A 25,020-nucleotide genomic window follows, 5' to 3' on the forward strand; every position below is an offset into this window, starting at 1 on the left:
GCCTCCCGAAACTGTCAGTTGATCTTCTTTTTCTTCGGCGGCACGACGGTCGCGCCATTGTCGCCCGGCTGTTCTTCCGGCTGGCCATCGACTGCGATGTTCGGGTCCGAGCCCTTGTCGGCCTCGAGCTTGCGCCAGCGCTTGACGTTGGCATTATGCTCCTCGAGCGTAGCGGCAAAGACGTGGCCGCCGGTGCCGTCGGCCACAAAATAGAGATCTTGGGTTTTCCAAGGGTTGGCGACGGCTTCCAGCGCATCCTTGCCGGGATTGGCGATCGGCGTCGGCGGCAGGCCCTTGATGACATAGGTATTGTAAGGCGTGTCCCGTTTCAGGTCCGATTGGTAGATCGGCCGGTCGGCCGGTTTTCCCTCGCCACCGAACAGCCCATAGATGATCGTCGGATCGGACTGCAGGCGCATGCCCTTGCCAAGCCGGTTCAGGAACACCGAAGCGACATGGGCACGTTCGTCGGGAATGCCGGTCTCCTTTTCGACGATTGAAGCGAGCGTCACAAATTCTTCTTTGGATCGGAGCGGCAACGAAGCGTCGCGCTTATCCCAGATCTGATCGACCAGCTTCTGCTGTGCAGCCGCCATCTGTTCGATGATTTCCGAGCGCTTGGTGCCGCGCGAGAATTTGTAGGTGTCCGGACGCAGGCTGCCTTCGGCCGGTAGTGCGGCCGGCAAGTCGCCTTCCAGAACCGGATCCTGCAGCATGCGGTCGAACATCTGGCGGACCGTCAGGCCTTCCGGAAAGGACACCGAATAGAGGATGGACTTGCCCGATTTCAGCAGCTCCATGATATCGCTCATGGAGGCTCTCGCCTTGATCTCATATTCGCCGGCCTTCAAGCTCTCGCCGGCGGAAAGATGAGTCGCCGTTAGATATCGAAAGATGCGTGCATCGGAGATGATCGCGTTGCGCTCCAGGTTCGAGGCGATTTCGGCGAGACCCGCACCGTTGCGGACGATGAAATTGGTGTTGGTCTGCAGCGGGCCCGGGCTCTGATAGGTCGAGGTCGCGTAGTAGAAGCCGATGACGGCGAGGACGCAGACCAGCACAGTCATCGTCATGATGAAGTTCAGGAAAAGGACGATCTGGCTGCGAGCGTTCTTGGAGCGTTTCGGCGGCTCGGGAACACGTTCCGGACGCAGGGCTTCGCTCGGCGACTTCGGGATGATCGGTCCCTTCTGCGCCTGGGTATCGTTGCTCTGGTTCGTCGTATCGCTCACCGGCAATCCTCTATAACTCGGCCGTCATTTCGCTATCTCGCGAAGCAATGCGGCAAAAAGCAGGTTCTGCCACCGTTCAACGAAGCCGCTGCCGGTCCCTGTGCTTTCACACGGCCTGCTACGACGGGACCCTTACTGTGCGTAGCGGCGCAGCACGAGCGATGCGTTCGTACCGCCGAATCCGAACGAGTTCGACAGCGCCACATCGATTTCTCGCTCACGAGCCTTGTGCGGAACAAGATCGATCGCTGTCTCGCGTTCGGGATTGTCGAGATTGAGCGTCGGCGGCGCAATGTTGTCACGGATTGCAAGTGTCGCGAAGATCGCCTCGATCGCGCCGGCAGCTCCGAGGAGGTGTCCCGTCGCCGACTTGGTCGAGGACATGGAGATCTTCGACGCCGCGTTGCCGACCAGGCGCTCGACCGCCCCGAGCTCGATCGTGTCGGCCATAGTCGAAGTACCGTGGGCGTTGATGTAATCGATATCGGCCGGCGTCAATCCGGCGCGCTTCAGCGCCATCGCCATGCAGCGGCCGGCACCCTCGCCGTCTTCGGAAGGCGCGGTAATATGGTAGGCGTCGCCCGACAGGCCATAGCCGACGATCTCGGCGTAGATCTTGGCGCCGCGCGCCTTGGCATGCTCCAGCTCTTCGAGCACGACAATGCCGGCACCCTCGCCCATGACGAATCCGTCACGATCACGGTCATAGGGGCGCGAAGCCTTCTGCGGATCGTCATTGTGCTGGGTCGACAGCGCCTTGCAGGCGGCAAATCCTGCCAGCGAAATACGGCTGACGGGAGATTCCGTGCCGCCGGCGACCATGACGTCGGCGTCACCAAGCGCGATCAGCCGCGCGGCATCGCCGATCGCATGCGCACCTGTCGAGCAGGCGGTGACGACCGAATGATTGGGTCCGCGCAGCTTGTGGCGGATGGAAACCTGACCGGAGGCGAGATTGATCAGACGCCCCGGAATGAAGAAGGGCGAGATGCGGCGCGGGCCCTTGTCGCGCAGGGTGTAACCCGCCTCGACGATGCCTTCGATGCCGCCGATGCCGGAACCGATCAAAACGCCGGTGGCAATCTGATCCTCATCCGTCTCGGGATGCCAGCCGGCATCGGCAAGCGCCATATCGGCGGCGGCCATGCCGAAGATGATGAAGGGATCGACCTTGCGCTGTTCTTTCGGCTCCATCCACTGATCGGCATTGAAGGTGCCGTCGGTACCGTCACCGATCGGGATACGGCAGGCGATCTTGGCGGGAAGGTCGTCGACTTCGAATTCGGTGACCAGACGGGCGCCGTTCTGGCCAGCAAGCAGCCGCGACCACGTCACCTCAGTTCCGCATCCCAAGGGTGATACCATGCCGGTACCGGTGATGACGACACGTCTCATCGCGTGCTTTCCCCCGTCTCTTATGTTCTATGGAGAAATATGCCGAAAAGAAAAGGGCGGACTCCAGGCCCGCCCTTTCTCAAATATATAGGATCAGGCCTGGGCCTTCTCAATAAATTTCACCGCATCGCCGACCGTCAGGATCGAGTCGGCAGCGTCGTCGGGGATTTCAACGCCGAATTCTTCTTCGAAAGCCATGACAAGTTCGACCGTGTCGAGCGAGTCAGCGCCCAGATCGTCGATAAAGCTGGCGCTCTCGACGACCTTGTCGGCATCGACGCCAAGATGATCAATAACAATTTTCTTTACGCGTTCTGCGATATCGCTCATGTCGGTTTCCTCGACCTTATGTCCTGATCGGAGTGCCGTTGCGGCACCCTTACCCTGTTTCAGCCTGCGATGTTTTCAGACATCCTCGGCAAACTCGTTTACCCGGCTTCAGAGATGTCCCAGGCTTGCGAAAAGCCCGCCGGTCCGTCTGCTTTCTCGGGACGACTGTTCACAGTCATTGGCCCGCTTAACATGGTTTAAGTCTGCCGCAAAGCCAGAAAATCAACGCTTCGTGATTGCTCAACATGCTATTGCGGGAAATATCTCCGTGCCGACAGTTTGTCGTTTCAGATCATCGCCATGCCGCCGTTTACGTGCAGCGTCTGGCCGGTCATGTAGGCGGCTTCGGAGGATGCAAGGTAAGCAACAGCCGAAGCGACCTCGCCGCCCGTGCCCATGCGCTTCATCGGGATCGCCCCCATGATCGCTTCCTTCTGCTTGTCGTTCAGCTTGCCGGTCATGGCGCTTTCGATGAAGCCGGGCGCGACGCAGTTGACCGTCACGTTACGGGTGGCAATTTCCTGCGCCAAGGACTTGGTGAAGCCGATCATGCCGGCCTTGGAGGCGCAGTAATTGGCCTGCCCCGGATTGCCGGTGACGCCGACGACGGAGGTGATGTTGATGATACGGCCATAGCGGCGGCGCATCATCGGATGCGTCAACTCGCGCGTCAGGCGGAAGGTCGCCGTCAGATTGACTTCGAGGACCGCATCCCAGTCCTCGTCGCTCATGCGCACGAACAGACCGTCCTTGGTGATGCCAGCATTGTTGACGAGAATATCGACACCCTCGAGATCGGCCTCGGCCTTCTGGCCGAGCGCCTTGACCTCGTCACGGTCCGACAAGTTGGCCGGGAAGATCTTGACGCGCTCGCCGAGCTCGGCCGCCAGCGTTTCCAGCTTGTCGACACGGGTGCCGTGCAGACCGACGATGGCGCCCTGCTTATGAAGAAGGCGGGCGATTTCCTCGCCGATACCACCCGATGCGCCGGTGACGAGAGCCTTGCGGCCGGAAAGATCGAGCATGGAAAGGTTCCTTATATCTGGAGATATCAATCAGGCCATGAGGGCGGCGACGGTCGCGTCGATATCCGAAGGACCATTGACCGAGACGCCGTTGATTGTCTTGTCGATGCGGCGGGCAAGGCCGGTCAGCACTTTGCCGGAACCAAGCTCGTAATGCGTCGTGACGCCGTTTGACGCAAACCATTCCACCGTCTCGCGCCAGCGGACCTGACCTGTCACCTGCTCGACCAGGAGGCTGGCGATCTCGTCGGCGCCGGTCACTGGCGCCGCGCGGACATTGGCGATCAGGGGCACGGCGGGATCGGACTTGGCGACCGCTGCCAGCGCCGCGCGCATGGCCTCGGCCGCAGGCGCCATCAGCTTGGAATGGAAAGGAGCGGAGACCGGCAGCAGAATGGCGCGCTTGGCGCCCTTGTCGGTCGCAAGGCCGGCGGCCTTTTCGACGGCTGCCTTCTCGCCCGAGATGACGATCTGGCCGCCGCCATTGTCGTTGGCGATCTGGCAGGCGCCGGTAGCGGCGGCCTCCTCGCAGACGGCAACGACGTCGGCATGTTCGAGGCCGATGATCGCGGCCATGGCGCCGACGCCGACTGGGACGGCCGCCTGCATGGCATTGCCGCGAATACGCAGCAGCCGCGCCGTATCCGCGAGCGAAAAGGTGCCGGCGGCGCAAAGCGCCGAATATTCGCCAAGCGAGTGGCCGGCGACATAGGCGACCTTGGACTTAAGATCCACCCCCTTGGCCTGAAGAACACGGACGACAGCGATTGATACCGCCATCAGCGCCGGTTGGGCGTTCGCCGTCAAGGTCAACGTGTCCTCGGGACCGTTGAACATGACGTCGGAAAGCTTTTCACCGAGCGCTTCGTCGACCTCTTCGAAAACGGCGCGGGCTTCGGCGAAATTCTCGGCGAGATCCTTGCCCATGCCGACGGCCTGGCTGCCCTGGCCGGGAAAAGTGAAAGCGATGGTCATGTTCATGTCCCTGACTGTGCCCCTCAAGGCTGTTTTGCCTCCAATTGACATTCTTTCCGGCAGAGTCAAGTGGCGCTCCATTCTCCGCAAAGCCTTTCGCGCCCGCGCAAAAGCCCGGATTTTGCTCTTGCGCTCCGTCAAATCCAGCCTAGATTCGCCCAGACCCTTGCAAGGCTTCCCTCTCTCTCCCAAGGTTTTTCCATGAAGTACAATTCCCTAGGCCGAACCGACATTTCCGTTTCAGAAATCTGCCTTGGCACCATGACCTGGGGCTCGCAGAACAGCGAAGCCGACGCTCATGCGCAGATGGACTACGCCGTCGAGAAGGGCGTCAATTTCTTCGATACCGCCGAACTCTACCCGACCACGCCGGTTTCGCCCGAAACGCAGGGCTGGACTGAAGACTATATCGGTAGCTGGTTCAGCAAATCCGGCAAGCGCCGAAATATCGTGCTTGCGACCAAGGTCGCCGGCCGCGGCCGCGATTATCTGCGCGGCGGCGAAGGCGCGGACGCAAAGAACATCCGCCTGGCGCTCGAGGCCAGCCTGAAGCGGTTGAGGACCGATTACATAGACCTCTATCAGGTCCACTGGCCGAACCGCGGCCATTTCCACTTCCGCCAGAACTGGAGCTACAATCCCTTCACCCAGGATCGAGACCAGGCCGTCGCCAATATGCTCGAAATCCTGGAAACACTGGGCGCACTGGTGAAGGAAGGCAAGATCCGGGCGATCGGCCTTTCCAACGAGACTACCTGGGGCATCCAGAAATATCTGACGCTCTCAGAACAGAAGGGCCTGCCGCGCGTTGCCAGCGTCCAGAACGAGTACAATCTGCTCTACCGCCATTTCGACCTTGACCTTGCCGAACTCTCGCATCACGAGGATGTCGGGCTGCTTGCCTATTCGCCGCTCGCCGGCGGCATTCTGACCGGCAAATATGTCGATGGTCTGAGGCCGAAGGGTTCGCGCGCGTCGATCAATCCCGATATCGGTGGCCGGCTGCAGCCGCTGCAGGAGCCGGCGACCAAGGCCTATCTCGCGCTCGCGGCTCGGTACGGCATCAATCCGGCAGTCATGGCGCTCGCCTTCTGCCGATCGAGGCCCTTCATGACGTCGATCATTATCGGCGCGACGTCGATGGAGCAGCTGAAACTCGATATCAGCGCGGCCGAATTGACGCTTTCGGATGATATCCTGACGGAGATCGCCAAGGTGCACCGGCAGTATCCGCTGACGCTCTGATCTATCCCCGCATCGTCCGGACGCTGCCGATCGGCAGCGTCGGGTTCGAATCTCCGATTGCGCTTGCCTTTCGCCAAAAAATCCGTATAAGCCGCGCTGTTCGTTAACCCGGTCTTCTGGCTGGTGGCTGAACGGAGGGCCGGTTTCCTGTCTGGAAATCGTTCGGAACGGAAGCGTTCCAGCCTCCCGTGTCTCCGCTCTCGACCGTCTCGGAAACGCTTTTCTTGCCTGGGTCCGCCCAATCAGGAGCAGTCGTTGAGGCTTAGCCGCCGAATATCGGGTTGAACCAAACGCAAGAAAGGCAAAGCTGTCATGGCTCTTTATGAACATGTATTCCTTGCCCGGCAGGATATTTCCGCTCAGCAGGTCGATGCCCTCGTAGAACAGTACAAGGGTGTGATCGAAGCTAACGGCGGCAAGGTCGGGCGCATCGAAAACTGGGGCCTCAAGTCCCTCACCTATCGCATCAAGAAGAACCGCAAGGCGCATTACGCCCTGATGGACATCGATGCACCGGCAGCAGCGATCCAGGAAATGGAACGTCAGATGCGCATCAGCGAAGACGTTCTTCGCTACATGACCATCGCCGTCGAAAAGCACGAAGAAGGCCCATCTGCCATGCTGCAGAAGCGTGACCGCGACGACCGCGGCCCGCGCGAAGGCGGCGACCGCGGCCCGCGCCGCGAATTCGGCGACCGTCCGCCGCGCCGTGACGGCGAGTTCCAGCGCGCCCCTCGTCCGGACCGCGCTCCCCGCGAAGACCGTGCATAAGGAGATATAAGAATGTCTGAAGCTTCCTCCGCTCCGGTCCGCCGTCCGTTCCATCGCCGCCGCAAGACCTGCCCGTTCTCCGGCGCAAACGCTCCGCGGATCGACTACAAGGACGTACGTCTGTTGCAGCGCTACATTTCCGAGCGCGGCAAGATCGTTCCGTCCCGCATCACGGCCGTTTCCCAGAAGAAGCAGCGCGAACTCGCCCAGGCGATCAAGCGCGCTCGTTTCCTCGGCCTGCTGCCTTACGTCGTCGCTTAATCGGCCGATGTGATGACATTTAGGGGAAGGCATTCGTGCCTTCCCTACTCCCTTCCGCGATGGGCGCGGATCGGAATTCTTAAAACCCATGTTGAGATGTTTCTGAATTTGATTCAGCAACAGCCTCTAACTGCTTGATGAAGCAGGACAGCGACCTTGAAACGACCCGATCTTAAAACGCTGCTTATCGGCGCACTCGCCGGATTGACCGCCGCCCTGCTGGTGCTGGGCGCGAGCATGCAGCCGTCGTTTTTCAGCGCGCTTCTCTATACGGCCTCGGCGCTGCCGATCCTGTTCGTCGGGCTCGGCTGGGGCAATGCCGCCGCAATTTCAGCCGTCGTCACGGGAGCGGCGCTTGGTGCTGTCCTCATCTCCCCGTCTTTCGCGCTCATCATGACGCTGGTGACGCTGCTGCCGGCCGGCTGGCTTAGCCATCTCGCCAATCTCGCGCGTCCCGCCTCCGAACTCGGCGGCCCAGACCATCTGCTTGCCTGGTATCCGCTCTCCGATATCCTGCTGCATCTGTGCGGCCTGGTGACGCTTGCCGTCATCGTCATCGGCGTGATGATCGGCTATGGGCCTGATATCACCGACCCGATCGTCGATCTCCTGATCACCTCGGTCAAGCAGCAGCAGCCGGAATTCATGCCCGATCCGGCGGCAACCGCGCAGACCAAATCGCTGATCCTGCTGATGCTGCCGGCCGTGCAGGGCTGCATGTGGGTCAGCATGTTGTTTGCCGCCTATTATTTCGCCGTGCGCATCGTCGCCGCATCCGGCCGCGGCCTTCGGCCGCGCGAGGATATTCCTTCGTCGCTGCGCATGAACCGCAATTCGATCTTCATCTTCCTGGCCGGGCTTGGCGCCTGCTTCTTCGGCGGCGTTCCGGCGCTCGTCGGCGCGACCGTGATCGGCACCTTCGGCGCCGGTTTCATGCTCTCCGGCTTCGCCTCGCTGCATTTCCGCTCACGCGGCAAGGACTGGCGGATACCGGCCCTCATCCTCTGCTACCTGGCTTCGATGCTCATGCTGCTGCCAGCTCTCCTCATCCTGGTCGTGGGTCTTAGCGATACGCGCAAAGCGATCGCTCTGACCCCGACGAAAGATGCCGATACCTCCAAACAATCCGACACGAAAATCTGAGACACAAGAAAGGAACAAGAAAATGGAAGTCATCCTTCTCGAACGCATCTCCAAGCTCGGCCAGATGGGCGAAACCGTAAAGGTTCGCGACGGCTTTGCCCGCAACTACCTGCTGCCGCTCGGCAAGGCACTGCGCGCCAACGCCGCCAACAAGGCCCGCTTCGAATCCGAGCGTGCAACGCTCGAAGCCCGTAACCTCGAGCGCAAGTCGGAAGCCCAGAAGGTCGCCGACGTCCTCGACGGCAAGTCCTTCATCGTCGTACGCTCCGCCGGCGAAACCGGCCAGCTCTACGGCTCGGTCGCTGCCCGTGACGTTGTCGAAGTTCTCGCCGCGGAAGGCTTCAACATCGGCCGCAACCAGGTTCACCTCAACACGCCGATCAAGGCGATTGGCCTGCACAAGGTCGAGCTGCAACTGCATGCCGAAGTCGAAATCAACATCGAGCTGAACGTTGCCCGTTCTGCCGAAGAGGCAGAGCGTCAGGCCAAGGGCGAAGAACTCACCTCGGTCGACGCGATCTACGGCGTCGACGAAGACGCACTGCGTCCGGAAGATTTCTTCGATCCGGAAGCCGACGGCCTCGACGAAGACGAAGCATAATTCTCGACGGATATTCCTCGATAGGGAGAGCCCGGCCACCGTGCCGGGCTTTTTCTTTTCGTACGTTTCGGGTCCGCGCAGCCCTCGGGTCGCCTTTTTAGCGGGGGATTACCCGGATGTTTTTGCTGCGTGCCCGATGTCATCGGGCTAACATATCCTTCTCCGGAACGGATGAGCTGAGTCGGCTCCGTACCGTGTCCTGCAGGTGACACTGCCAGTATTTCGCATTTGTGGCGCCCGGGACTGTGGAGAAGTCGAACAATGGGCACAGCGTTCAGGATTTAGGCGAGACGAGCCCCGCTCCTTTGGCAGCCCCTTGATTTTCTCCATCCGGAATTGCAAATCCGGAGGTGGAAAAAGACAGAACGGATGATGATGAACGACGCCGCTCGAAAGATTGCAGCCGTTGCTCCGTCGGAGCAGCACTACCGCGAAGCACCCAACAATATCGAAGCCGAGCAGGCGCTTCTCGGCGCCATCCTGATGAACAACGACGCCTATTACCGGGTGTCGGACTTTCTGAAGCCGATCCATCTTTACGAACCGCTGCACAGGAAGATCTTCGAAGTCGCCGGCGACATCATCCGCATGGGCAAGATCGCCAATCCGGTGACGATTAAGACCTTTCTGAAGGCCGACGAGAAAGTCGGCGACATGACGGTTTCGCAATATCTGGCAAGCCTCGTCAGCAATGCCGTCACTGTCATCAATGCCGAGGATTACGGCCGGGCGATCTATGATCTCGCCCTGCGCCGGGCGCTGATCACAATCGGCGAGGATGTCGTCAACATCGCCTACGACGCGCCGCTTGACATGCCGCCGCAGTCGCAGATCGAGGATACCGAGCGCCGGCTGTTCGAGCTCGCCGAAAACGGCCGCTACGACGGCGGCTTCCAGTCCTTCAACGACGCCGTCGCGCTCGCCATCGACATGGCGGCGGTCGCCAAGGAACGCGACGGCGGCCTTTCCGGTATTTCTACCGGCATCCATTCGCTCGATGCGAAGATGGGCGGCCTGCAGCGTTCGGACTTGATCATTCTCGCCGGGCGTCCCGGCATGGGCAAGACCTCGCTTGCCACCAACATCGCCTATAACATCGCTGCCGCCTATGAGGGCGAGGTGCAGCCGGACGGCAGCATGAAAGCCAAGAACGGCGGCGTCGTCGGGTTCTACTCGCTCGAAATGTCGTCCGAACAGCTCGCCACCCGTATCATCTCGGAGCAGACGGAAGTCTCCTCCTCGAAGATCCGCCGCGGCGACATCAACGATGCCGATTTCGAAAAGCTCGTCGCCTGCTCGATGATGATGCAGAAGGTGCCGCTCTATATCGACCAGACCGGCGGCATCTCCATCGCTCAGCTTTCAGCGCGGGCGCGCCGCCTCAAGCGCCAGCGCGGCCTCGACGTGCTCGTGGTCGACTACGTGCAGCTGATGACCGGCTCGGGCAAATCAAGCGACAACCGCGTCCAGGAAATCACCCAGATCACCACCGGCCTCAAGGCGCTCGGCAAGGAACTCAATGTTCCGATCATCGCGCTGTCGCAGCTCTCGCGTCAGGTCGAAAGCCGCGACGACAAGCGTCCGCAGCTCTCCGACCTTCGCGAATCTGGTTCGATCGAACAGGATGCCGACGTCGTGCTCTTCGTGTTCCGCGAGGAGTATTACGTCAAGAACCAGGAGCCGCGCGATCCTCACGACCCGAAATATCCGGAATGGGAAGCGCTGTTCGACAAGGTGAAGGGTACGGCCGACGTCATCATCGCCAAGCAGCGCCACGGGCCGACAGGCACGGTGAAGCTCGCCTTCCAGGCGGAATTCACCCGCTTTGCCGATCTCGCAGATCCTTCCTTCATCCAGTATGAGGAACATTGACGCGCTTTCCCGCGTCGATTTTCTTCAGAGTCCAGCAGCCCGCAACAGTGCGACCGTTGCGACGCCAACCACGACGCTTGCAAGCATCGGCAGGCGGCGCGCGGCGATCGCGGTTGCCGCGCATGCCAGCGTCTCCGCCCAGCCGGTCGCAAAGGCTGTCGGGGCGATGACGGCCATCAGCACGGCCGGCGGAATGGCTTCGATTGCCGTTCTCCGGCGCTCATCGATCTCGACATGCCGGATCAGGACGAGACCGCTGATGCGGGTAAAGACTGTTGCGGCTGCCATCGCGAGGATGGCGATGAGGATATCGAAATGCAGCGTCATGCCGCCTGCTCCCGCGCCTTGCCCTGCCAGAGGGCCATTGCCAGCCCAGCCAGCGCCCCGGCGGCGATATACCAGACCCCTGGCACGAAATGGTGGACAGCAACGGAAGCGGCACCGCTTGCGGCAAGCACGGCGCCGGTTTCCGGCCCTTTCCAGAAGCCCATGACCAGCACGACGAAGACGGCCGGAAAGGCGAAGTCGAGGCCGATGACGGCCGGATTGCCGAGAAAGACGCCGAGCAGTGCGCCTGTCAGCGAGGAACCGACCCAAGCGAGGTAAAAGGGCGTGACGATGCCGGCATACCAGGCGGGCCTCAGCCGCGTGCTGCCGGCCCGGAATTCCGCCATGGCCCAGAGCTCATCGGCAAGAAAGAGCATGGCGATATAGCGTTTGATGCCCGAGAAGGACTGCATCTTCGTGCCGATCGACGCGCTCATCAGCATGTGGCGGATGTTGACCAGCAGGGCTGCGAAGCCAATGCCGATCCAGCTTGCCGGATGTGTCCAGATGTCCATCGCCACGAATTGCGAGCCGCCTGCAAAGACAAGTGCGCTCATCAGCGTCGATTCCAGCGGGGAAAGGCCCTTCGTGGCCGCGACTGCACCGAAGACTAGGCCGATCGGCAAGACGGCGACGACGAGCGGAAAGATGGCACGCATTCCGGCAAAAAATTCGCCAAGACGAAATTCGCCGGATGGCCGGCTGTGCTGCAACATGGCAACCTCCTGATTAAGATCGCGGAGGGTTAGCCCAGGCCGCCACGGCTGTATTGAACGAAAGTGATCAGCCCAGGCGGAACTGGCCGGGCGTCACGCCCGTGCGTGCCTTGAAGTGCCGAGTAAAGTGCGCCTGATCGGCAAAACCGCATTCCAGCGCGATGTCGGCTGGCATGCGACCCTGCCGCAGCAGCCGCCGGGCCACCTGCACCCGCCGATCCGTCAGGAAGGCGTGCGGTGTGATGTGATATTCCTTGCGGAAGGCGCGGATGAGATGAGCCCGGCTCAATCCCGCCACTTCGGCCAGTTCCTTGAGGCCAACATCGAGGTCGAAATTCTCGATCAGGTATTCGCGAGCGCGGGCGACGGCGCTTCGCTCCTTGGTATCGACAGGCACGACAATCGTGCTGCCGTGACGCGCAAAGATCGCCGCCAGCACCGAGAACATTCCTTCATCTGACTCGAGAGCGCCTGCGCCGCTCTCCAGCGTTCGGTGAGCGGCATGAAAGGCATTGGCGAGCTCGGGATCGCGTGGAAGCGCGCCGGAAAAAGAGGGCGTCGCATGGAAGGCCTTGCCGGTGACATCCTCCAGAATATCGACGAACAGCTTCGTGTCGGGATAGATCATGCGGTAGCGGTAGCCGTTACCGCCCGGAGCGCCGTCATGGATGACACCGGGGTCGATCAAATAAAGATCGCCGGGCCCGGTTTCCTCCCGCCTGCCGCTGAGGGTGGCGATCTGGGTGCCGCTTTCTATCGCGCCGATGCTGAACGTATCATGCGCATGCGGCGCATATTCATGGGTGAGAAAAGTGGCGCTCAGGCATTCCATGTCGCGGAAGCGGCTATCCCGCCAGAAGCGGGCCGATTCCACATTGGCCAGCGGCATGGCTTCCGCCGCCTCTTTCTGCGATACATTCTGCATCCAATAGAATTAGCGCGAAAGCCTGCATGCGTCTTGAACAAAAGTGATCGTACAAGAAGCAAAGGGTGATATGTGACCGCCTGCGCTTTTCCTTGGCCACAATGCTCTCTAGACTGAGCGGGACGGTTCCTTCCATTTCCTCACGGCGATTCATGACAGATTTTCCTATCCCCTCCGATGATGATGATCTTTTCACTTCCGCAGGCCTGCGGCTGACCGTTGATCTCAGTGCGCTCACGGAAAACTGGCGCGACATGGCGCGCCGCTCGGGTGCAGCGCGCGCCGCAGCCGTCGTCAAGGCGGACGCCTACGGCACGGGCATCGAGGACGTCGGCGAAGCGCTCTATCTCGCAGGCGCCCGGGATTTCTTCGTCGCGACCGTCGATGAGGGCGTCACCCTTCGCCTCTATGCGCCGGAGGCACGCATCTTCGTGCTCTCGGGCATATGGCCGGGCACGGAACGGCGGTTCTTCGACAATGATCTCGTACCGGTGATTTCCTCCGACGAGCAGTTCGCCTTCTGGATGGCGGTGCTTGCCGATTACGGCGATTACCCCTGCGCCCTGCATGTCGATACCGGCTTCAATCGGCTCGGGCTGCACATCGACGACGCTATCGCGCTTGCCGACGACGTCTCGCGGCCGGCCAGTTTTGCGCCGGTGCTGGTCATGAGCCACCTCGCCTGCGGCGACGATCCCAGCCATGCGATGAACCGACAGCAACTCGAATCATTCCGTAGGGTTACGGCCGTCTATGAAGGCATCGATTCAAGTCTTGCCGCCTCGGCCGGCATCTTTCTCGGCGAGGATTATCATTTCGACCTGACCCGGCCGGGCATCGCGCTCTATGGCGGCGAGGCGGTCAGTGGCATGGCGAACCCTATGCGGCCGGTCGCGACCGCGGAAGCACGCATCATCCAGGTGCGCACCGTCGAGGCCGGCGAGACCGTCAGCTACGGCAGGGCACTGCAGCTTTGCCGCAGAAGCCGGCTGGCAATCGCGTCTGCCGGTTATGCGGACGGTTACATGCGCAGCCTATCGAGCGCCGGCGTGCCGCTGCGCCAGGCTCTGCCGCAGGGCGGGCAAGGCTTCATCGCCGGACACAAGGTGCCGGTTGCCGGCCGGATCACTATGGACCTGACGATCTTCGATATCACCGACCTGCCCGAGAACGCCGTGCGCGCCGGCGATTATGTCGAGCTGTTCGGAACGAACATGCCCCTCGACGACGTGGCACGGGCGGCGGGCACGATTGGCTACGAGATCCTCACCAGCATGGGGCTGCGCCACGAACGGCGCTACGTCGCCGAGGAATAGGCCTACGGTCATCGACTGCTGAGGGCAAGACGCACACCGAGCGCCACGAAAAGCGCGCCGAGGCTGCGATCGAGCCATCGTCCGATTTTCGCATTACGCCTGAGCGCATCGGCAAGGCGTCCTCCGAGAAGCACGAGCGGCGGTTCTATGAAGGCGGCGACGGCGATGATGAGTCCGCCGTGCAGCATCAGCTGCGCCCATGCCGGCCCTGCCCCCTCGACGACGAATTGCGGCAGGAATGCCAGGAAGAATATCGCCACTTTCGGATTGAGCAGCGACACCAATATCCCTTGCCGATAGATCCTTGCGGCCGCCATTTCCTCACCAGTCGCGTTCATCGGGCCGTTGTCGCCGCCGCGCAGAGCCTGAATACCCAGCCAGACGAGATAGGCAGCACCGAGCCATTTGACCGCAGAGAACGCCAGGGCAGAGGCGGCGAGCACGGCGGAAAGACCCAGTGCCGCCATCAGAACGTGCAGGCAGGCGCCTGACCAGACGCCGAACAATGCGGAAAAACCGGCGCGTTTCCCGCCTCTCATCGTATGGCCGAGGATGAAGGCGATGTCCGGGCCTGGCGAGAGGTTGAGCAAAATCGCCGCCGACAGAAATGCAAGCCAGTGCGCGAGCGAGTAGTCGAACATCTTCACCGTTCCTGATGATCAGAGGCGAAAAGCATAGGCACCGCTAGGGCTGATGGGGAAATCATTAGTTTTGATCCATTGCGATAGCCATTATCTCGGACACGACAATGATTCGGTGAAGCTTTCGACGGCTTCATTTGTGGAACGCGACTGAAAGAAAGATTGATGGCGAAGGCGAGGACACAGTTCATCTGCCAGAATTGCGGCGCGGTTCACAACCGCTGGGCCGGCAAATGCGATAATTGCGGCGAGTGGAATACGATCGTCGAGGAAGACCCGATGGGCGGCATCGGCTCCGGTCCCGGCAAGACGCCGAAGAAGGGCCGGCCGGTGGCTCTGACGGCGCTGTCGGGTGAGATCGAGGAGGCGCCGCGCATCCATACCGGCATGTCGGAACTCGACCGCGCGCTTGGCGGCGGTTTCGTGCGCGGCTCGGCGGTGCTGATCGGCGGCGATCCCGGCATCGGCAAATCGACGCTGCTGATGCAGGCAGCCGCCGCCCTTGCCCGGCGCGGCCATAAGATCATCTATGTCTCCGGCGAGGAGGCGGTGGCGCAGGTCCGCCTGCGAGCGCAGCGGCTTGCCGCCGCCGATACCGACGTGATGCTGGCGGCCGAAACCAATGTCGAGGATATTCTGGCAACGCTTGCCGAGGGTAAACGCCCCGATCTCGTCATCATCGATTCAATCCAGACCCTGTGGAGCGAACTGGCGGAGTCCGCGCCGGGAACGGTGACGCAGGTGCGCACCGGCGTGCAGTCGATGATCCGCTTCGCCAAGCAGACGGGTGCGGCCATGGTGCTCGTCGGGCATGTGACCAAGGACGGGCAGATCGCCGGGCCGCGCGTCGTCGAACACATGGTCGATGCCGTGCTTTATTTCGAAGGCGACCGCGGCCATCACTACCGAATCCTGCGCACGGTCAAGAACCGCTTCGGCCCGACCGACGAAATCGGCGTCTTCGAAATGTCCGACAGAGGGCTACGCGAGGTCGCCAATCCCTCCGAACTCTTCCTCGGCGAGCGCAACGAGAAATCACCTGGCGCTGCCGTCTTCGCGGGCATGGAGGGCACCCGCCCGGTGCTCGTCGAAGTGCAGGCGCTGGTGGCGCCGACATCGCTTGGAACGCCGCGGCGCGCCGTGGTCGGCTGGGATTCAGCCCGGCTGTCGATGATCCTGGCGGTGCTGGAGGCCCATTGCGGCGTCAGGCTCGGCCAGCACGACGTCTATCTCAACATTGCCGGCGGCTACCGCATCTCCGAACCGGCGGCCGATCTCGCCGTCGCCTCGGCGCTGGTTTCGTCGCTTGCCGGTATTGCCCTTCCCGCCGATTGCGTCTATTTCGGCGAAGTCAGCCTGTCGGGCGCCATCCGGCCGGTTGCGCACACCGCCCAGCGCCTCAAGGAAGCCGAGAAGCTGGGCTTTTCCGCTGCGCTGCTTCCTTCCGCCTCCGCCGAGCTGCCGAAGGGCTCCGGCGGGCGATGGAGCGAGGTCGAAAGCCTGCCGGATCTGGTTGCGCGCATCGCCGGGTCCAAGGGAGCGCTGCGTGTGGAAGACGAGGTTTGATCCTTTCATTGCCGCGAATGGTAATGTTATAGGAGGCACACGATAAGGCCGACACGGCCGCCGAGCGGCAGTCCTGGAGTTGAATTTTCATGCCCATTACGATTTTCGACGGTATTGTCATCGGCGTCGTGCTCTTCTCCGCCGTGCTGGCAATGGTCCGCGGTTTCTCGCGCGAGATCCTTTCGATCGCGAGCTGGGGCGGTTCGGCCGCCGCCGCCTACTACCTCTATCCGTACCTGCTGCCCTATGCGAAGAAGTACACCGATGACGATCGCATCGCGATCGCCGGTTCGGCCGCCGTCGTCTTCCTGATCGCGCTCATCGTCATTTCCTTCATCACCATGAAGATTGCCGATTTCATCATCGACAGCCGCATCGGCGCTCTCGACCGCACCCTCGGCTTCCTGTTCGGCGCGGCCCGCGGCCTGCTGCTGATGGTCGTTGCCGTCGCCTTCTGGAACTGGCTGGTCGATGTCGACCACCGGCCGGCCTGGGTCAACGAGGCCAAGTCGAAGCCCTTCCTGGATTCGATGGTCGTGAAGCTGAAGGCGGTGCTGCCGGAGCAGTTTGCCCAGATGATACAGGCAAGCTTCCGTGATAAGATGCAGCCGGCACAGGGCAGCGAAGGCGCCACGCCGCCGGCGGCCGATCAAGCGCCGGCGGACGACGCGCCCGCAGGCGGCGCGCAGCAGCCGGCGAATTGACACAGTGTTCAGCAGCTTGACTCGCCTCGCGGCAATTGCCATTTGAGCGGGACGTGAAATAAGGGTCCGGCCGGGCATTCCAGCTCCGCCGGACCTAAGCCGTTTCAGAGCCCGCTGAACGGGCTTTGAAAGCAGATGTCGTTCAGCACGAAGCTCTCGGAAACCTGTGAGATTTCCGGTATCGTGCTATTGGTAATGCCGATCCATTCTTGTGAGAGCAGAGGCCCGCAGAAATGAACCAGTCCCATTCCTTCCCAATCGACGATCCGCTCGACGGAGATACGCTGCATGAGGAATGCGGCGTTTTCGGAATTCTGGGACATCCCGATGCCGCAACTCTCACAGCTCTCGGCCTGCACGCCCTGCAGCACCGCGGACAGGAGGCAGCCGGCATCGTCTCCTTCGATGGCAAGCGCTTCTATCAGGAACGCCATATGGGGCTGGTGGGAGACCACTATACCAATCCAATGACGCTGGCCCGCCTGCCCGGCAGCATAGCGATCGGCCACACACGCTATTCCACGACAGGCGAAGTAGCGATGCGCAACGTGCAGCCGCTGTTTGCTGAACTGGAAGAAGGCGGCATCGCCATCGCCCATAACGGCAATTTCACCAATGGCCTGACGCTGCGCCGCCAGATCATCGCCACCGGCGCCATCTGTCAGTCGACATCCGATACCGAAGTCGTCCTGCATCTCATCGCCCGCTCGCGCCATGCTTCCACATCCGACCGCTTCATCGACGCCATCCGCCAGATGGAAGGCGGCTATTCGATGCTTGCCATGACCCGCACGAAACTGATTGCCGCGCGCGATCCCACCGGCATCCGCCCGCTTGTCATGGGCGAACTCGACGGCAAGCCGATCTTCTGCTCGGAAACCTGCGCGCTCGACATCATCGGCGCCAAGTTCATCCGCGATGTCGAAAACGGCGAGGTCATCATCTGCGAAATCCAGACTGACGGCTCGATCAGCATCGATGCCCGCAAGCCCAGCAAGCCGCAGCCGGAGCGCCTCTGCCTGTTCGAATATGTCTATTTCGCCCGTCCCGATTCGGTCGTCGGCGGCCGCAACGTCTATACGACGCGCAAGAACATGGGCATGAACCTCGCCAAGGAATCGCCTGTCGATGCCGATGTCGTCGTGCCGGTGCCGGATGGCGGCACGCCCGCGGCTCTCGGCTATGCGCAGGAAAGCGGCATCCCCTTCGAATACGGCATCATCCGCAACCACTATGTCGGACGCACCTTCATCGAGCCGACCCAGCAGATCCGCGCCTTTGGAGTCAAGCTGAAGCATTCCGCCAACCGGGCGATGATCGAAGGCAAGCGCGTCGTGCTGGTCGACGATTCCATCGTGCGCGGCACGACGTCGCTGAAGATCGTGCAGATGATCCGCGAGGCCGGTGCGCGCGAAGTCCATATTCGCGTCGCAAGCCCGATGATCTTCTTCCCGGATTTTTACGGGATCGATACCCCCGACGCCGACAAGCTGCTGGCAAACCAGTACGCCGATGTCGAAGCCATGGCCAAATATATCGGGGCGGATTCGCTTGCCTTCCTGTCGATCAACGGACTTTACCGCGCCGTCGGCGGCGAGGACCGCAATCCGGCCCGCCCGCAGTTCACGGACCACTACTTCACCGGTGACTATCCGACCCGCCTGCTCGACAAGAACGGCGAGTCCATGGGCAACAAGCTTTCGATGCTTGCCAGCAACGGCTGAGCCGCTGCCGCTTTGACTTTCGCTTCCGAGGGGCCTATTGCGCCCCTCACCTTTGCAAGCAAATCCGGAACCGGACAGATGAACATCAATCTTGAGGGCAGGATCGCACTCGTCACCGGTGCGTCGCGCGGCATCGGCTACTTCACAGCCCTGGAACTTGCCAAAGTCGGCGCCCATGTGATCGCCTGCGCACGCACGGTCGGCGGACTCGAGGATCTCGACGATGCGATCAAAGCCGTCGGCGGCAGTGCGACGCTCGTGCCCTTCGACCTTGCCGATATGAATGCGATCGACGCACTCGGCGGCTCGATCTTCGAGCGCTGGGGCAAGCTCGATATCCTCGTTGCCAATGCCGGCGTGCTCGGTGTCATTTCGCCGATTGGCCATATCGAGGCGAAGGTGTTCGAGAAGGTGATGACGATCAACGTGACGGCGACATGGCGGCTGATCCGGTCGGTCGATCCGCTGCTCGCCCGCTCGGATGCCGGCCGCGCCGTAATCCTGTCTTCTGGCGCCGCCCACAAATGCCGTCCCTTCTGGGGCGCCTATTCCGCATCAAAAGCCGCTGTTGAGGCGCTGGCCCGAACCTGGGCCGGCGAGACGCAGTCGACGCCACTGCGTATCACCAGCGTCGATCCGGGCGCGACCCGCACGGCGATGCGGGCGCAGGCTGTGCCCGGCGAAGATCCGCAGACGCTCCCGCATCCCTCCGAGGTCGCCAAGGCGATCCTGCCGCTGGTCGGTCCCGGTGTGACAGAGACTGGCAAGCTGTTCATCCTGCGCGAGAACAAACTCGTCGACTACCGCCTGCCGGAATAAACAGACGCTTCAGTTCGCGGCAACAGCCGGGAACAGATGTGCGAACCCTGTTTCGGCGGGGCATAGGACATTGAGGTCCACCGCTCCCCGGATGCCGTTCACAGCGCCGTTGTCGGCAAATTGCCAGACCGACCAACGACTGCAGCCTACCTGCGTCGGCTCCTTGAGCACGCTTCGCAGCCAAAGGTAATGCTCGGGGAAGCGAGCCTCGTTGCCCTTCAGATACTGATCGAAAAATTCCTGCGTGACGTAGAAGATCGGCTTTTCCGGAAAGATCGCTTTCAGCTCGGTAACGAAGGCTTTGACCTCCGTCACCATTTCCTCGACCGTCGGGACCTTGTTGCAATTGCCGACGAATTCCAAATCGATGGCGATCGGAAGTGTTCGCGGCGCCTTCGGCACCGTCGCCAGGACATTCTGCGCCTGGTCCTTGCCCGGGCGGCAGAAGGTGAAGAAATGGTAGGCGCCTCTCACCAGCCCTGCATCTCCGGCACGTTGCCAGTTCTCGGCGAACCTGGAATCCTTGTGATCGCCGCCTTCGGTCGCCTTCATGATTGCAAAACGCACGTTCGGCTGGGCGGCCACCGTCTTCCAATCAATGTCGCCCTGGTGATGGCTGACATCGATGCCTTGGATCGGATAACGCGACAAGGTCGGATTGTTGAAGCGAAGCATGCCGAAATCGTATGCGAAATATGCGGCCGCGACCACCAGAATTGCAGCCGCACCGATCGTCCTTCGAACAACGCTTCCCACTCATTCCTCCCGTATTTTCAGCAGCTTCCGAACCGGCTATACGCGATTTGCGCCACGAAAATGGCAGACGAGCCTCAGGGGATGCAGCGCACCGGATAGGTCGCTCGAGTTGCCGCCGATCCTCCCCTCCCCCTCTTGACCAAACGCCATTCCCGCGCCATAAAACGCGGCATGAAAACGGTTATCTGCATTATCTGCGGAAAGATTATTCGCTAGCGCACGCGCTGGCCTGGCCGTTTTCGTCTCCCCAATTGTCAAGATGCGAAACGCCCCGGCCTGCCGGTCGCGATTTTTCTGATCGTGCATTTGGGAGAGTGAAATGGGCGGCACGCCGGAACTGAAGCTGTACAACACGCTGACGCGGGAGAAATCGGTTTTCAAGCCGATCGATGCCGAGAACGTCCGCATGTATGTGTGCGGCCCGACGGTCTATGATTTCGCCCATATCGGCAATGCCCGCCCGGTCATCGTCTTCGACGTGCTGTTCCGGCTGCTGCGCCATCTCTATGGCGAAGATCAAGTCACCTATGCCCGCAACATCACCGACGTCGACGACAAGATCAATGCGCGGGCGCTGAGAGATCATCCCGGCCTGCCGCTCAACGATGCGATCCGCGCGGTCACCGAAAAGACCGAGACGCAGTTTCACGCCGATGTCGCCGAACTCGGCTGCCTGGAGCCGAATGTCGAGCCGCGCGCCACCGATAATATCGCGGAGATGATCCAACTCATCGACAAGCTGATCGGCAACGGGCACGCCTATGTGGCGGCAGGCGAAGTGCTGTTCGACACCAAATCCATGGCCGATTACGGTCAGCTTTCGAAGCGGCCGCTCGACGAGCAGCAGGCCGGCGCCCGCGTCGCCGTCGACGCGCACAAGAAGAATCCGGGCGATTTCGTGCTCTGGAAACTGTCGAGCCACAACGAGCCCGGCTGGGAGAGCCCCTGGGGCCGCGGCCGGCCGGGCTGGCATATCGAGTGCTCCGCGATGAGCAGGCGTTATCTCGGCGATGTCTTCGACATTCACGGTGGCGGACTGGACCTGATCTTCCCGCATCATGAAAACGAGATCGCCCAATCGCGCTGCGCCCACGGGACCGAGGTGATGGCGAATGTCTGGATGCACAACGGCTTCGTTCAGGTCGAAGGCCGCAAGATGTCGAAGTCGGAGGGCAATTTCGTCACCATCCACGATCTGCTCCACACGGAAACCTTCGGCGGCCGCAAATGGCCGGGCGAGGTGCTGCGCCTTGCCATGCTGATGACGCACTACCGCGAACCAATCGATTTCTCGATCAAGCGGTTGGAAGAGGCCGAACGCCTGCTCGCCAAATGGCCGACCTTGGAGGCCGGCGATGCCGCAGCCGATGACAGCGTGCTGAACGCGCTGGCCGATGACCTGAATACCGTCGCCGCCGTGCAGGCGCTGCATGCGCTGGCGCAATCCGGCAACGATACCGTCTTCGCCGCAAGTGCGGCGCTCCTCGGGGTGCAGCCGAAGAAAGTCGAAATCGACGAAGCCTTCGCAGCGGCGGTCGATGCGCTGGTCGCCATGCGCCTCGAAATGCTGAAGGCGAAGAACTTCGTCGAGGCCGACAAAATACGCGACGACTTGGCCGCAAAGGGCATCCAGTTGAAGGACGGCAAGGATCCGGCAACGGGCGAGCGGGTGACGACGTGGGAGGTCAAGCGGTAGGATGGATTGGGTGGTAGAGGGGGGTGTAGCCCAGAGCGAGAGGCTAAATATGTCGCATACACCAGTCCCGCCGCAACGGCGGGCGAATGCCAAGCGTATGCGCAAGGCTATGACTGATGCCGAACTAAAGCTCTGGAACGAACTTCGCGCCCATCGCCTAATGGGTCTTGGCTTTCGCAGGCAGTTGCCGATTGCGGGCTATATCGTCGATTTCGCATGCCCCAGCCATCGGCTTGTCGTGGAGGTAGACGGCTCGCAGCATGCCATTGCCGAAAATGCCTTCTACGACGACATCAGGACTGAGCGCCTGAAGGCAGATGGCTGGACCGTCCTGCGCTTCTGGAATGACGATATTCTCCGGGATCTGGACAATGTATGCAGCCATATCATCCGCACCATCGGAAAGGACCTGCCATGACCACCTACTCGGGCGGATGCCAGTGCGGCGCGATCCGCTTTCGCGTCAGCGGCGACCTCAAGGATTCGTCGATCTGTCATTGCCGCATGTGCCAGAAGGCGTTCGGAGCCTATTATGCACCGCTGGTCTCGGTGCGCGTCGCCGATTTCGAATGGACGCGGGGGGAGCGCAAAAGGTTTCGCTCGTCGAATTTCGTCGAGCGTGGTTTCTGCGGCGATTGCGGCACGCCACTGACCTATGAAGCCCCGGATGGGATGGCGATTGCGGCGGGCGCGTTCGACGATCCGTCGCAGCTGCCGCCGACCGTTCAATGGGGTTTGGAAGGCAAGATCGACTTCGTCGATCATCTGCACGAACTGCCGGGAGAACGGACCGAGGCGGATCTGACGGCGGGCTCCTTCCTGCACGAACTGATTTCCTATCAGCACCCCGACCACGACACGCAGGTCTGGCCGCCGGAGGAGCGCACTTGATGCACGAGACGAGACAGACCGGCGGGTGCCAGTGCGGCGCGGTTCGTTATCGCGCGCTGGGCGAACTCGGTTATCCCCATATCTGTCACTGCCGCATGTGCCAGAAGGCGGCCGGCAATTATTTCCTGCCGCTTGCAGCGGCCAAGCGCGAGCATTTCGAACTGACGCGCGGCGATCCCAAGTGGTTCCGCTCCTCCGATCTCGTCCGGCGCGGCTTCTGCGGCGATTGCGGCACACCGCTGTTCTACGATATTCCCGAAGAGGATTTCATCAACATCGCGCTCGGCTCGCTTGATGATCCCGATGCGGTCAGGCCCGTTATGCAATCCAACACTGGCCGCAAGATGTCCTGGTTCCATGCCATCGACGGGCTGCCGGTGGAGGCCGAGCCAGATACGCACGACCGCGAGAACGCGATCGCCGCAAGCAATCATCAGCACCCGGATCACGACACTTCCCATTGGCCACGGAGAATTCCATGACGGATAAGATCAGGACAGGCGGATGCCAATGCGGCGCCGTGCGCTTCCGCATATCAGGCCAGTTGGGACGGCCCTCGATCTGCCATTGCCGCATGTGCCAGAAGCAGTTCGGCGGCTTCTTCTCCGCACTCGTCACCGCACCCGAAGAAGGTATGGAGTGGACACGCGGCGAACCGAGCTACTTTCAATCCTCGGTCAATATCGACCGCGGCTTCTGCAGCAATTGCGGCACGCCGATGACCTATCGTCATCCGGGCGGACTGGAGCTTGCGATCGGCACCTTCGATGACCGCAGCGATCTCGCACCGCAGATCCAGGTCAATTATGACGCCCGACTGCCATGGGTCGAGACGATATTCGATGCGCCCGTGCACAAAGACCCGGATTTCTATGCCCGACAGGAGGCGATTATCTCCTTTCAGCATCCCGATCACGACACCCAGGCCTGGCCCGCAAAAGGCGTGAAAATATGACCGAAATCCTGCGCACGCTCTATCCCGAAATCGAAGCCTATGCCTCCGGCCATCTCGATGTCGGCGACGGCCATGTGATCTACTGGGAAAGGTCGGGAACGCCCGGCGCCAAACCCGCGGTCTTCCTGCATGGCGGCCCGGGGGGCGGCATCTCGCCTTCCCACCGCCGGCTTTTCGATCCCGCACTCTACGATGTCATGCTGTTCGACCAACGCGGCTGCGGCAAGTCGACACCGCATGCCGAACTGAATGCCAACACCACCTGGCACCTCGTCGCCGATATCGAGCGCCTGCGCGAAATGGCCGGCGTCGAGAAATGGCAGGTGTTCGGCGGCTCCTGGGGCTCGACGCTGGCGCTCGCCTATGCCGAGACCCATCCCGAGCGCGTGTCCGAGCTCATCCTGCGCGGCATCTACACGCTGACCAAAGCGGAGCTCGATTGGTACTACCAGTTCGGCGTGTCGGAAATGTTCCCCGACAAGTGGGAGCGTTTCGTCGCTCCCATTCCCCCGGAAGAGCGGCATGAGATGATGCATGCCTATCATCGCCGTCTGACTCACGAGGACAGGAACGTGCGCCTTCAAGCCGCGCAGGCCTGGAGCATCTGGGAAGGCGAAACGATCACGCTGCTGCCGGAACCGTCGACCAGCGGCAAATTCGAAGAGCCGGAATTCGCTTATGCATTCGCCCGCATCGAGAACCATTTCTTCGTCAATGCCGGCTGGATGGACGAGGGACAACTGATCCGCGATGCCGGCAGGCTCAGGGATATCCCGGGCGTGATCGTGCATGGGCGCTACGACATGCCCTGCCCTGCCAAATATGCCTGGCTGCTGCACAAGGCCTGGCCGAAGGCGGAGTTCCACCTGATCGAAGGTGCGGGCCATGCCTATTCGGAGCTGGGAATTCTCGATCGGCTGATTCGGGCGACGGATAAGTTCGCCGGGAAGCCGGACTGATCATTTGGGGCAGCCCCTCACCCTAGCCCTTTCCCCGCTCGCGGGGAGACGGGACGTGCCCCGCGATACGGTGCGGCATTCCCCTTCTCCCCGTCAGAACGGGGAGAAGGTGGCGGCAGCCGGATGAGGGGCAGCATCCGCAGTACAACAACACCCGCTCGCCGGGAGGAAACGA

The 25,020-nt window shown here is 61.5% G+C and carries 27 protein-coding genes; 17 read left to right on the plus strand and 10 right to left on the minus strand.

Features of this window, described 5'->3' with window-relative positions:
• Positions 1-14: 14 nt before the first annotated feature.
• The 5 genes from mltG to fabD all read right to left on the minus strand — a co-directional run bounded on the left by mltG (position 15) and on the right by fabD (position 4,957).
• Entirely contained in the window at positions 15-1,232 is a 1,218-nt protein-coding gene (gene mltG, locus ACQ7C1_RS06980) for an endolytic transglycosylase MltG (RefSeq protein WP_430957770.1), read from the minus strand.
• A 132-nt stretch (positions 1,233-1,364) separates the two neighbouring features.
• Positions 1,365-2,627 carry a beta-ketoacyl-ACP synthase II gene (gene fabF, locus ACQ7C1_RS06985; RefSeq protein WP_430957771.1) on the minus strand — a complete coding sequence of 421 codons (1,263 nt, stop codon included), beginning with the start codon at positions 2,625-2,627 and terminating at the stop codon, positions 1,365-1,367.
• Positions 2,628-2,720: 93 nt separating this feature from the next.
• Positions 2,721-2,957 carry an acyl carrier protein gene (locus ACQ7C1_RS06990; protein ID WP_003547058.1) on the minus strand — a complete coding sequence of 79 codons (237 nt, stop codon included), beginning with the start codon at positions 2,955-2,957 and terminating at the stop codon, positions 2,721-2,723.
• Positions 2,958-3,244: 287 nt separating this feature from the next.
• Complete coding sequence (gene fabG, locus ACQ7C1_RS06995) at positions 3,245-3,982, minus strand: 3-oxoacyl-[acyl-carrier-protein] reductase (RefSeq protein ID WP_430957772.1); 738 nt, start codon at positions 3,980-3,982, stop codon at positions 3,245-3,247.
• Positions 3,983-4,012: 30 nt separating this feature from the next.
• Positions 4,013-4,957 carry an ACP S-malonyltransferase gene (gene fabD / locus ACQ7C1_RS07000; protein ID WP_430957773.1) on the minus strand — a complete coding sequence of 315 codons (945 nt, stop codon included), beginning with the start codon at positions 4,955-4,957 and terminating at the stop codon, positions 4,013-4,015.
• 201 nt (positions 4,958-5,158) lie between these two features.
• Between fabD and ACQ7C1_RS07005 the strand changes: the two genes are divergently transcribed.
• The 6 genes from ACQ7C1_RS07005 to ACQ7C1_RS07030 all read left to right on the plus strand — a co-directional run bounded on the left by ACQ7C1_RS07005 (position 5,159) and on the right by ACQ7C1_RS07030 (position 10,850).
• Positions 5,159-6,202, plus strand: a complete 1,044-nt coding sequence (locus tag ACQ7C1_RS07005) for an aldo/keto reductase (protein WP_097598480.1) — start codon at positions 5,159-5,161, stop codon at positions 6,200-6,202.
• A 312-nt stretch (positions 6,203-6,514) separates the two neighbouring features.
• On the plus strand, positions 6,515-6,973 hold the full coding sequence (rpsF, locus tag ACQ7C1_RS07010) for a 30S ribosomal protein S6 (RefSeq protein WP_085777636.1): 459 nt from the start codon (positions 6,515-6,517) through the stop codon (positions 6,971-6,973).
• A gap of 12 nt (positions 6,974-6,985) precedes the next feature.
• Entirely contained in the window at positions 6,986-7,234 is a 249-nt protein-coding gene (gene rpsR, locus ACQ7C1_RS07015; protein ID WP_004680498.1) for a 30S ribosomal protein S18, read from the plus strand.
• A 156-nt stretch (positions 7,235-7,390) separates the two neighbouring features.
• Positions 7,391-8,377 (plus strand): DUF2232 domain-containing protein, encoded by a 987-nt coding sequence (locus ACQ7C1_RS07020; RefSeq protein WP_430957774.1) that lies wholly within the window; start codon positions 7,391-7,393, stop codon positions 8,375-8,377.
• A 22-nt stretch (positions 8,378-8,399) separates the two neighbouring features.
• Positions 8,400-8,978 carry a 50S ribosomal protein L9 gene (gene rplI / locus ACQ7C1_RS07025; protein WP_085777634.1) on the plus strand — a complete coding sequence of 193 codons (579 nt, stop codon included), beginning with the start codon at positions 8,400-8,402 and terminating at the stop codon, positions 8,976-8,978.
• Between the two features lie 375 nt (positions 8,979-9,353).
• Positions 9,354-10,850 carry a replicative DNA helicase gene (locus ACQ7C1_RS07030; RefSeq protein WP_011424771.1) on the plus strand — a complete coding sequence of 499 codons (1,497 nt, stop codon included), beginning with the start codon at positions 9,354-9,356 and terminating at the stop codon, positions 10,848-10,850.
• Positions 10,851-10,874: 24 nt separating this feature from the next.
• On the opposite strand, the gene ACQ7C1_RS07035 is transcribed toward ACQ7C1_RS07030, so the two are convergent.
• The 3 genes from ACQ7C1_RS07035 to ACQ7C1_RS07045 form a co-directional block, all read right to left on the minus strand.
• Positions 10,875-11,177 (minus strand): AzlD family protein, encoded by a 303-nt coding sequence (locus tag ACQ7C1_RS07035; RefSeq protein ID WP_097598482.1) that lies wholly within the window; start codon positions 11,175-11,177, stop codon positions 10,875-10,877.
• A complete protein-coding gene (locus ACQ7C1_RS07040; protein WP_430957775.1) occupies positions 11,174-11,893 on the minus strand; it encodes an AzlC family ABC transporter permease in 720 nt (239 codons plus the stop codon). Before ACQ7C1_RS07040 ends, ACQ7C1_RS07035 begins: the two co-directional genes overlap by 4 nt.
• A 67-nt stretch (positions 11,894-11,960) precedes the next feature.
• A complete protein-coding gene (locus ACQ7C1_RS07045) occupies positions 11,961-12,782 on the minus strand; it encodes an AraC family transcriptional regulator (protein WP_097598541.1) in 822 nt (273 codons plus the stop codon).
• A 188-nt stretch (positions 12,783-12,970) separates the two neighbouring features.
• On the opposite strand from ACQ7C1_RS07045, the gene alr reads away from it, so the two are divergent.
• On the plus strand, positions 12,971-14,134 hold the full coding sequence (gene alr, locus ACQ7C1_RS07050; RefSeq protein WP_097598484.1) for an alanine racemase: 1,164 nt from the start codon (positions 12,971-12,973) through the stop codon (positions 14,132-14,134).
• An 8-nt stretch (positions 14,135-14,142) separates the two neighbouring features.
• On the opposite strand, the gene ACQ7C1_RS07055 is transcribed toward alr, so the two are convergent.
• Entirely contained in the window at positions 14,143-14,775 is a 633-nt protein-coding gene (locus tag ACQ7C1_RS07055; protein WP_430957776.1) for a LysE family translocator, read from the minus strand.
• Positions 14,776-14,940: 165 nt separating this feature from the next.
• Between ACQ7C1_RS07055 and radA the strand changes: the two genes are divergently transcribed.
• From radA to ACQ7C1_RS07075, 4 genes are all read left to right on the plus strand, one after another.
• Complete coding sequence (gene radA / locus ACQ7C1_RS07060; RefSeq protein ID WP_097598486.1) at positions 14,941-16,341, plus strand: DNA repair protein RadA; 1,401 nt, start codon at positions 14,941-14,943, stop codon at positions 16,339-16,341.
• Between the two features lie 89 nt (positions 16,342-16,430).
• Positions 16,431-17,045 carry a CvpA family protein gene (locus ACQ7C1_RS07065; RefSeq protein WP_085777628.1) on the plus strand — a complete coding sequence of 205 codons (615 nt, stop codon included), beginning with the start codon at positions 16,431-16,433 and terminating at the stop codon, positions 17,043-17,045.
• Between the two features lie 233 nt (positions 17,046-17,278).
• Positions 17,279-18,769 (plus strand): amidophosphoribosyltransferase, encoded by a 1,491-nt coding sequence (gene purF / locus ACQ7C1_RS07070; protein WP_430957777.1) that lies wholly within the window; start codon positions 17,279-17,281, stop codon positions 18,767-18,769.
• Between the two features lie 78 nt (positions 18,770-18,847).
• Positions 18,848-19,588 carry an SDR family NAD(P)-dependent oxidoreductase gene (locus ACQ7C1_RS07075; protein WP_430957778.1) on the plus strand — a complete coding sequence of 247 codons (741 nt, stop codon included), beginning with the start codon at positions 18,848-18,850 and terminating at the stop codon, positions 19,586-19,588.
• 9 nt (positions 19,589-19,597) lie between these two features.
• On the opposite strand, the gene ACQ7C1_RS07080 is transcribed toward ACQ7C1_RS07075, so the two are convergent.
• The gene (locus tag ACQ7C1_RS07080; protein WP_430957779.1) at positions 19,598-20,344 is read right to left on the minus strand and encodes a glycoside hydrolase family 25 protein; all 747 of its coding nucleotides are present in this window, start codon (positions 20,342-20,344) and stop codon (positions 19,598-19,600) included.
• 319 nt (positions 20,345-20,663) lie between these two features.
• Here ACQ7C1_RS07080 and cysS point away from each other — a divergent pair, with 319 nt between their 5' ends.
• From cysS to pip, 6 genes are read left to right on the plus strand one after another with little or no spacing between them, the layout of a single operon-like run.
• Positions 20,664-22,040, plus strand: a complete 1,377-nt coding sequence (gene cysS / locus ACQ7C1_RS07085) for a cysteine--tRNA ligase (RefSeq protein ID WP_430957780.1) — start codon at positions 20,664-20,666, stop codon at positions 22,038-22,040.
• 49 nt (positions 22,041-22,089) lie between these two features.
• On the plus strand, positions 22,090-22,458 hold the full coding sequence (locus ACQ7C1_RS07090; RefSeq protein WP_430957781.1) for an endonuclease domain-containing protein: 369 nt from the start codon (positions 22,090-22,092) through the stop codon (positions 22,456-22,458).
• Entirely contained in the window at positions 22,455-22,931 is a 477-nt protein-coding gene (locus ACQ7C1_RS07095; protein WP_430957782.1) for a GFA family protein, read from the plus strand. Before ACQ7C1_RS07090 ends, ACQ7C1_RS07095 begins: the two co-directional genes overlap by 4 nt.
• Positions 22,931-23,413: a GFA family protein gene (locus tag ACQ7C1_RS07100; RefSeq protein WP_430957783.1), complete on the plus strand. Its 483-nt coding sequence runs from the start codon at positions 22,931-22,933 to the stop codon at positions 23,411-23,413. The genes ACQ7C1_RS07095 and ACQ7C1_RS07100 overlap by 1 nt, the downstream gene beginning before the upstream one ends.
• Entirely contained in the window at positions 23,410-23,886 is a 477-nt protein-coding gene (locus ACQ7C1_RS07105; RefSeq protein ID WP_430957784.1) for a GFA family protein, read from the plus strand. Before ACQ7C1_RS07100 ends, ACQ7C1_RS07105 begins: the two co-directional genes overlap by 4 nt.
• Entirely contained in the window at positions 23,883-24,845 is a 963-nt protein-coding gene (gene pip, locus ACQ7C1_RS07110) for a prolyl aminopeptidase (protein WP_430957785.1), read from the plus strand. The genes ACQ7C1_RS07105 and pip overlap by 4 nt, the downstream gene beginning before the upstream one ends.
• Positions 24,846-25,020: the final 175 nt, after the last annotated feature.

It is taken from the genome of Rhizobium sp. Nf11,1, assembly GCF_050587665.1.
GTDB lineage: Bacteria > Pseudomonadota > Alphaproteobacteria > Rhizobiales > Rhizobiaceae > Rhizobium.

Bases quoted from the DNA above. Each gene is read 5' to 3' on its own strand.
- fabD (WP_430957773.1), bottom strand. From the start codon at position 4,957: ATGACCATCGCTTTCACTTTTCCCGGCCAGGGCAGCCAGGCCGTCGGC.
- rpsF (WP_085777636.1), top strand. From the start codon at position 6,515: ATGGCTCTTTATGAACATGTATTCCTTGCCCGGCAGGATATTTCCGCT.
- ACQ7C1_RS07045 (WP_097598541.1), bottom strand. From the start codon at position 12,782: ATGCCGCTGGCCAATGTGGAATCGGCCCGCTTCTGGCGGGATAGCCGC.
- ACQ7C1_RS07065 (WP_085777628.1), top strand. From the start codon at position 16,431: ATGCCCATTACGATTTTCGACGGTATTGTCATCGGCGTCGTGCTCTTC.
- ACQ7C1_RS07075 (WP_430957778.1), top strand. From the start codon at position 18,848: ATGAACATCAATCTTGAGGGCAGGATCGCACTCGTCACCGGTGCGTCG.
- ACQ7C1_RS07090 (WP_430957781.1), top strand. From the start codon at position 22,090: ATGTCGCATACACCAGTCCCGCCGCAACGGCGGGCGAATGCCAAGCGT.
- ACQ7C1_RS07005 (WP_097598480.1), top strand. From the start codon at position 5,159: ATGAAGTACAATTCCCTAGGCCGAACCGACATTTCCGTTTCAGAAATC.
- purF (WP_430957777.1), top strand. From the start codon at position 17,279: ATGAACCAGTCCCATTCCTTCCCAATCGACGATCCGCTCGACGGAGAT.
- radA (WP_097598486.1), top strand. From the start codon at position 14,941: ATGGCGAAGGCGAGGACACAGTTCATCTGCCAGAATTGCGGCGCGGTT.
- rplI (WP_085777634.1), top strand. From the start codon at position 8,400: ATGGAAGTCATCCTTCTCGAACGCATCTCCAAGCTCGGCCAGATGGGC.
- alr (WP_097598484.1), top strand. From the start codon at position 12,971: ATGACAGATTTTCCTATCCCCTCCGATGATGATGATCTTTTCACTTCC.
- ACQ7C1_RS06990 (WP_003547058.1), bottom strand. From the start codon at position 2,957: ATGAGCGATATCGCAGAACGCGTAAAGAAAATTGTTATTGATCATCTT.
- pip (WP_430957785.1), top strand. From the start codon at position 23,883: ATGACCGAAATCCTGCGCACGCTCTATCCCGAAATCGAAGCCTATGCC.
- ACQ7C1_RS07030 (WP_011424771.1), top strand. From the start codon at position 9,354: ATGAACGACGCCGCTCGAAAGATTGCAGCCGTTGCTCCGTCGGAGCAG.
- fabF (WP_430957771.1), bottom strand. From the start codon at position 2,627: ATGAGACGTGTCGTCATCACCGGTACCGGCATGGTATCACCCTTGGGA.
- rpsR (WP_004680498.1), top strand. From the start codon at position 6,986: ATGTCTGAAGCTTCCTCCGCTCCGGTCCGCCGTCCGTTCCATCGCCGC.
- ACQ7C1_RS07105 (WP_430957784.1), top strand. From the start codon at position 23,410: ATGACGGATAAGATCAGGACAGGCGGATGCCAATGCGGCGCCGTGCGC.
- fabG (WP_430957772.1), bottom strand. From the start codon at position 3,982: ATGCTCGATCTTTCCGGCCGCAAGGCTCTCGTCACCGGCGCATCGGGT.
- ACQ7C1_RS07040 (WP_430957775.1), bottom strand. From the start codon at position 11,893: ATGTTGCAGCACAGCCGGCCATCCGGCGAATTTCGTCTTGGCGAATTT.
- cysS (WP_430957780.1), top strand. From the start codon at position 20,664: ATGGGCGGCACGCCGGAACTGAAGCTGTACAACACGCTGACGCGGGAG.
- ACQ7C1_RS07100 (WP_430957783.1), top strand. From the start codon at position 22,931: ATGCACGAGACGAGACAGACCGGCGGGTGCCAGTGCGGCGCGGTTCGT.
- ACQ7C1_RS07035 (WP_097598482.1), bottom strand. From the start codon at position 11,177: ATGACGCTGCATTTCGATATCCTCATCGCCATCCTCGCGATGGCAGCC.
- ACQ7C1_RS07095 (WP_430957782.1), top strand. From the start codon at position 22,455: ATGACCACCTACTCGGGCGGATGCCAGTGCGGCGCGATCCGCTTTCGC.
- ACQ7C1_RS07055 (WP_430957776.1), bottom strand. From the start codon at position 14,775: ATGTTCGACTACTCGCTCGCGCACTGGCTTGCATTTCTGTCGGCGGCG.